Below are 7,166 nucleotides of genomic sequence, written 5' to 3'. Positions count from 1 at the left end.
ATATAAGTTAAATTGCTAAAAAGTATTTTTTCATTTTAAGATCAATATGATTATCTTCTATAATTTCTTTAAAAATGTATTAATATTTTAATTCCCTGATTTTTATCAATACAATTATTTAAATAACTTCAAATAAACTTAGTAATACTTACTCATTTTTCAAAATATATTGATTAAATAATTTTATATAATATTAAGAAATACTAGACTGCTTGTTTATCTCTATTAAATATAAGATATTAATAGCCTAGAAATAGAGTTTTTATTAAATTACCATTAAAAATATTTAATGTATTGTAATATTATATTTTCATAATTACTCTACCTTAGAAGCATCTATAGTAATATTTTTATAAGAAAATACTTTTTGAGCCATAGTTAGTACATTTAACACACGTGGAAAAACAGTATATGGTAGGTATTAACTGAGTAATTGTTTCTATAATTTCTTCTACTGTAACTCCAGAAGTTAATGCTGTATTTATATGTAATTCTAATTGTGGCCCTGCACCTTGTCTAATAAGAGAAGATATTGATACTAAGACACGTTCTTAGTTCGTTAATCCCTTATTTGAATAAATATCACCATATGCAAATTCTATTATATATTTTGATACATCTGGTGTGATGTCTTTCATATCTTCAGTTATTTTTAAATGCATTGATCCAGTTGTTGTTGTAAATTCCATTAATTTACTTATACCTTGTTGACATCTATTACTTTCCATTATTTAAGCCTCCACATATTATTTTTCATTTACAATATTTATTTCTGAACAATAAATACTATACTATCATTTAATTTATTAGTTAAATATATATTATAAGGTCTATAATTAAGATTTATAAGTAATTACTAGCCGTTTTATAAAATGTAGTCAATAAATGCTTGAGTTGCATAAAAACGATGCTTTCTTTTTTAACTATAATAACTATTTCCCACAATATAGGAAGCACATTAATTCCATTCCTAATTCTAATTCTATTTCAAATGACATAATTGTTTTACTTAATGCAGATTGTGAAATACGTAATTCTTCTGAATCTTGTGTAAAACTTCCTAATTTAGTAACTGTCATAAAATAATTAAATTGACGAATTTCCAAATTAGTTCACCTCTATATCATTACTCAATATTATAGATATTAGTATACCAATTCATTTTATTTATTAAATATTAGTATAAACTAATTATGTCGAAAGAATAAGTGCAGAATTAAAACTATAAAAATACACTTACAAACATCTCACATTCTATTATAAATATTGATTTGAAAGAGCGAAAAATTAAATTATCAAGGGGAGAAGTAGTATCTCCTCATATTAATAAAAAATACTATGTTATATTATAAAATCATACACAGATTCATGTTTTAAAAAATATATTGAAGCACACTTGTTTATTGATGTCTAAAATAGCTATAATTCTAAATAAATTCCCATTTATATAGAGGTCAATTCCAAAAAATCAATTGTCGATATTCAAAAATTATTTGATTATTCTCTACTTAATTGTTAATGATAAATCTACAAATATTTTAGATCAAATTATTATCAATTACGTTGCTTATATCGCTTTTTTTATAGAAATTTAGTTTGTTTCTTTTGGTTATACTAGTATCATAATGTTAAATTTAATAGAATATACTGTTAAATTCATAATTAAAGTGGCATAATAAATCGTACAATTAATTGAAGGTGGGTTAATTATGAAAACAATTTCGTCTGTTACAATTCCAAAAAGAGAGCAGGAATCTCACAAAGGCGATTATGGTAGGATTTTATTAATTGGTGGAAATGCTAATTTAGGTGGCGCTATTATGTTAGCTGCAAGAGCTTGTGTATTTAGTGGAAGTGGTTTAATTACAGTTTCTACACATTCATCAAACTTTGCTGCTTTACATTCACGTTGTCCTGAAGCAATGGTTTCAGATATAACTGACTTGAAAAAACTCTCTAAATTAATAGAACAATCAGATTGTATTTTGATTGGACCTGGACTCGGCTTAGATTTTAAAGGCAATAATACTTTAACGTTTTTATTCCAAAATATTCAGCCTCATCAAACGTTAATTATTGATGGTGATGCTATTACGATATTGAGTAAATTAAATCATACTTTACCAGAATGTGAAATTATCTTTACGCCCCATCAAAAAGAATGGGAAAGACTCAGTAATATACCAATCGAAGAACAAACTTATGAGAGAAATAAAGAAGCAGTCAAAGCATTAAATGCTACTGTCGTCTTGAAACAACATGGTACGGAATTATACTTTAAAGATCATGAATATAAATTATCTATAGGTACACCTGCTATGGCAACTGGTGGTATGGGTGATACTTTAGCAGGGATGATAACAAGTTTTGTAGGACAGTTTGATTTAGAAGAAGCGGTTATCAATGCTACTTATATGCATAGCTATATAGGTGAAAAACTTTCTAAAGATATGTACATCGTCCCACCATCTAAACTTATAGATGAAATTCCTTATGCTATGAAATCATTCGAAACAGAATAAAACATATAAAAAATACTCCCTCCTAAAACTTCACTATAATAATAGTGACTATTAGGAGGGAGTAATTTATTTATTATTCTTCGTCGTCTTCATCGTCTTGTTTTTCAATATCTTCGTTTACACGATCCATGAAGTCTTCTCTTAGTTCTTCTTTTTCATTTGTATTCTCTGTTGCTGGTGTATCTAAAGTTTCTTCTAGTACACCTTCAATTGGAGACTCTGCTATTTCATTTTCATCTGGTTCAACTTTTGCAACTGTTGCAACTTGTTGGTTTTCACCTAGACGAATTAATCTAACACCTTGAGCGCTACGACCATTTTGAGAAATATCAGCGACATGTAACCTAATAATGACACCTGAATTTGTGACAATCATTAAGTCTTCGTCACCTGTCACAGTCGTAATACATACTAGACTACCGTTTTTCTCTGTTAAAGTGGCAGTCTTAATACCTTTACCACCTCTGTTAGAAATTCGATATTGGTCAGCAGCAGTACGTTTACCATAACCATTTTCAGTGACGATTAAAATCTCATCTTGTTCTTCTTCGTCGGTAACGTCTAATCCAATTACTTCATCATTTTCTCTTAATGAAATACCTCTAACGCCTGCAGCAGTTCTACCTAATGGGCGTAGTTTCGTTTCATCAAATCGGATTAATGAAGCATGTTTCGTTCCGATAATAATCTCTTTCGTACCATCCGTTAGTCTAACCGCAATCAACTCGTCGTCTTCTTTAAAGTTAATCGCAATCTTACCGTTTTTGTTAATACGAGAGAAATTCGATAGTTTAGAACGTTTTACAGTACCTTTTTTCGTAGCAAATACTAGGAAGTCTTCTTCACTAGATAGATCTTTAACTGCTATCATTGTACTGATTTTTTCATCTTTATCAATTTCTAAAGCATTGACGATTGGTAAGCCTTTAGACTGTCTAGACATTTCAGGAATTTCATAGCCTTTTAGCTTGTAGACACGACCTTTATTCGTAAAGAATAATACATTATCATGTGTACTTGAAGTTACTAACTGGCTAACGAAATCATCTTCGATTGTATTCATTCCTTGTACACCACGTCCACCTCTATTTTGAGAGCGATAAGTGGATACAGGTAATCGTTTAATATAGTTGTTATGACTTAATGAAATAACAATCTGTTCTTCAGGTATTAAGTCTTCATCTTCAATTTGATCAAGGCCTGCAGCAGTTATTTCAGTACGTCTTTCATCACCATATTTTTCTTTAATCTCAATGATTTCTTCTCTAATAATTTCTAGTAATTTTTCTTCGTCATTTAAGATTTCTTTAAGTTCTTCGATAAGTTTTAGTAAATCTTGATATTCACTTTCAATCTTACCGCGCTCTAATCCTGTTAATCGACGTAGACGCATATCTAGAATGGCTTGTGCTTGTCGTTCAGATAATTTGAAACGATTTTGCAAGCCTTCCATTGCTTCTGCATCGCTTTGAGATTCACGAATCAATTTAATAATTTCATCAATATGATCTAATGCAATACGTAAACCTTCGAGAATATGCGCTCTATCTTGAGCTTTTTTCAAGTTATATTTCGTACGTCTAGTTACAACTTCTTTTTGGTGTTCTAAATAATGATATATTACAGAACGTAAGCCTAATAGTTTAGGTTTACCGTTAACAAGTGCAATCATGTTTACACCGAATGAAGTTTGTAATGGTGTTTGTTTATATAAGTTATTTAATATAACATTCGCATTAGCATCTTTTCTAACTTCAATAACAATACGAAGACCAACTTTTAAGCTTGTTTCATCTCTTAATTCTGTAATGCCTTCGATTTTTTTATCGCGTGCTAATTCTGCAATTTTTTCAATCAATCTTGCTTTATTTACTTGGTAAGGAACTTCTGTAACAATAATGCGTTCTTTACCGTTTTTCATTACATCAATTTCAGCACGAGCTCTCATTAAAACTGAGCCACGGCCTGTTTCGTAAGCACGTCTTATTCCGCTTCTACCCATAATTAAACCAGCAGTTGGGAAGTCAGGACCTTGAACGATATCCATTAATTCATTTGTTGTAATTTCTGGATTATGACTTAGCGCAAGAACGCCGTCTATTACTTCGTTCAAGTTATGCGGTGGAATATTTGTAGCCATACCAACTGCAATACCTGATGTACCATTCACTAACAAGTTAGGGAATCTAGCTGGTAAGACTACCGGCTCTCTCTCATTACCATCATAGTTATCTTGGAAATCAATTGTATCTTTATTAATATCTCTTAATAATTCACTTGTTATTTTAGCCATACGTGCTTCTGTATAACGCATTGCAGCAGCACCGTCACCGTCCATTGAACCAAAGTTACCTTGACCATCTACTAATGGATAACGATAACTGAAGTCTTGCGCCATACGTACCATTGCTTCATAAATAGATGAGTCACCGTGTGGGTGATATTTACCCATTACGTCACCAACGATACGTGCAGATTTTTTATATGGTTTGTCTGAGGTCATACCTTGATCGTTCATACCATACAATATACGTCTATGAACAGGTTTTAAGCCATCTCTAACATCAGGTAGAGCACGAGATACAATAACACTCATTGCATAATCTAAAAATGACTCTTTCATTTCTCTACTGATGTTACGTTCACTCACTCTTGATTGAGGTGTTTCAGCCATTAATTATATCCTCCTTAAATCGTAAATTGTGCTTTAAATATCTAACGTTGCGTATTCAGCATTTTCTTCAATAAATTGACGACGAAACTCAACAATATCTCCCATAAGCATTTCAAACGTTTCGTCAGCTTCTATCGCATCTGTTAGTGTTACTTGAAGCATTGAACGATTTTCAGGATTCATTGTTGTTTCCCACAATTGATCTGCATTCATTTCTCCAAGACCTTTATAACGTGCTATAGACAGTTTAGGTGTTGAGCTTAACTCTTCTTTTAATTTATCTAATTCTCTATCGTTAAATACGTAATATTTCTTTTTACCTTGTTCTACTTTATATAAAGGTGGTTGTGCAATATAAACATATCCCGCTTCAATTAACGGTCTCATGAATCTATAGAAGAACGTTAATAACAATGTTCTAATATGCGCACCATCTACGTCAGCATCAGTCATGATAACTAATTTATGATATCTAGCTTTACTAATATCAAATTCTCCACCAATACCAGTACCTAGTCCAGTAATCATAGAGCGTATTTCATTATTTCCAAGTATTTTATCAAGACGTGCTTTTTCAACGTTCAAGATTTTACCACGTAAAGGTAAAATAGCTTGTGTTCTAGAGTCACGACCTAATTTAGCAGACCCACCGGCAGAGTCACCCTCAACGATGTATAATTCACATTCATCTGGTTTTTTACTTGAACAGTCTGCAAGTTTACCTGGTAGACTTGAAACTTCTAATGCTGATTTACGTCTTGTTACTTCTCTTGCTTTTTTCGCTGCTAGACGAGCTCTTGACGCCATAATACCTTTATCTACAATGATTCTAGCTACATTTGGATTTTCAAGTAAAAATCTTTCAAATAGCTCTGAGAATAGTTTATCAACAATTTGACGCACTTCAGAGTTACCTAGTTTTGTTTTTGTTTGACCTTCGAATTGTGGGTCACTATGCTTGATAGAAACAACAGCAGTAAGACCTTCTCGAACGTCTTCACCTGAAAGCTTTTCTTCTCCATCTTTAAGAAGTTTATTCTTAGTACCATAACTATTAATCACTCTTGTTAATGCTCGTTTAAATCCATCTTCATGCGTACCACCTTCATAAGTGTGGATGTTGTTAGCATAAGTCAGTAAGTTAGTCGCAAAACCGCTATTATATTGAATTGAGATTTCGACTTCTACATCCTCTTTAGTATCATGAATGTAAATTGGATCATCAAATAAAACTTCTTTTGATTTATTTAATAATTCAACGTAAGACTTAATACCACCTTCGTAGTAATAAGAATCTTCGAGTATATTTTCATCGTCTCTTTCGTCTCTAATCGAAATTTGTATACCTTTATTTAAAAAGGCTAACTCACGAATACGTTTTTGTAGAATGTCGTATTCATATTCAGTTGTTTCTGTGAAAATTTCTTCATCTGCTTTAAAGCGAATTGCCGTACCAGTGTAATCTGTTTCACCAATAACTTTTAAGTCGAATTGAGGAATACCTCTTTTATATGCTTGATGATATATTTTGTTATTAAGGTGTACGTAAACTTCTAGTTGAGAAGATAGTGCGTTTACGACAGATGAACCCACGCCGTGTAGTCCACCAGATACTTTGTATCCGCCACCGCCAAATTTACCACCAGCATGCAATACTGTTAATATAACTTCAACAGCAGGTCGTCCCATTTTCTCTTGAATATCTACTGGAATACCTCTACCGTTATCTGTTACTTTAACCCAGTTATCCTTTTCTATTATAAGTTCTATATGATCAGCATAACCTGCTAAAGCTTCGTCGATACTGTTATCAACGATTTCCCATACAAGATGATGTAAACCTCTTGATGCTGTAGAACCAATATACATACCAGGGCGTTTACGGACTGCCTCTAAGCCTTCTAATACTTGTATCTGATCTGCACCATAACTTACTTCGTTATTTTGTTCTGACACGTATTTCCACCTTC

4 protein-coding genes and 1 pseudogene are annotated in these 7,166 nt (G+C 31.8%); 1 reads left to right on the top strand and 4 read right to left on the bottom strand.

The features are described from left to right. Positions 1 to 316: 316 nt before the first annotated feature. Both CD135_RS00440 and CD135_RS00435 read right to left on the bottom strand, forming a co-directional pair. Positions 317 to 728 (bottom strand): annotated as a pseudogene (locus tag CD135_RS00440) (carboxymuconolactone decarboxylase family protein). A gap of 204 nt (positions 729 to 932) precedes the next feature. Then, a complete protein-coding gene (locus CD135_RS00435; RefSeq protein ID WP_103268579.1) occupies positions 933 to 1,106 on the bottom strand; it encodes a LysR family transcriptional regulator in 174 nt (57 codons plus the stop codon). Positions 1,107 to 1,709: 603 nt separating this feature from the next. On the opposite strand from CD135_RS00435, the gene CD135_RS00430 reads away from it, so the two are divergent. After that, positions 1,710 to 2,522 (top strand): NAD(P)H-hydrate dehydratase, encoded by an 813-nt coding sequence (locus tag CD135_RS00430; protein WP_064204303.1) that lies wholly within the window; start codon positions 1,710 to 1,712, stop codon positions 2,520 to 2,522. 73 nt (positions 2,523 to 2,595) lie between these two features. Here CD135_RS00430 and gyrA read toward each other — a convergent pair whose 3' ends face one another. Then, the gene (gyrA, locus tag CD135_RS00425) at positions 2,596 to 5,196 is read right to left on the bottom strand and encodes a DNA gyrase subunit A (RefSeq protein WP_103268578.1); all 2,601 of its coding nucleotides are present in this window, start codon (positions 5,194 to 5,196) and stop codon (positions 2,596 to 2,598) included. A gap of 33 nt (positions 5,197 to 5,229) precedes the next feature. Further along, positions 5,230 to 7,152: a DNA topoisomerase (ATP-hydrolyzing) subunit B gene (gene gyrB, locus CD135_RS00420; RefSeq protein WP_103268577.1), complete on the bottom strand. Its 1,923-nt coding sequence runs from the start codon at positions 7,150 to 7,152 to the stop codon at positions 5,230 to 5,232. Positions 7,153 to 7,166 lie beyond the last annotated feature (14 nt).

The sequence above is a fragment of the Mammaliicoccus lentus genome (assembly GCF_002902755.1).
In the GTDB taxonomy this organism is placed as follows: Bacteria; Bacillota; Bacilli; order Staphylococcales; family Staphylococcaceae; genus Mammaliicoccus; species Mammaliicoccus lentus.
This window is presented reverse-complemented; position numbering and strand designations above follow the sequence as displayed.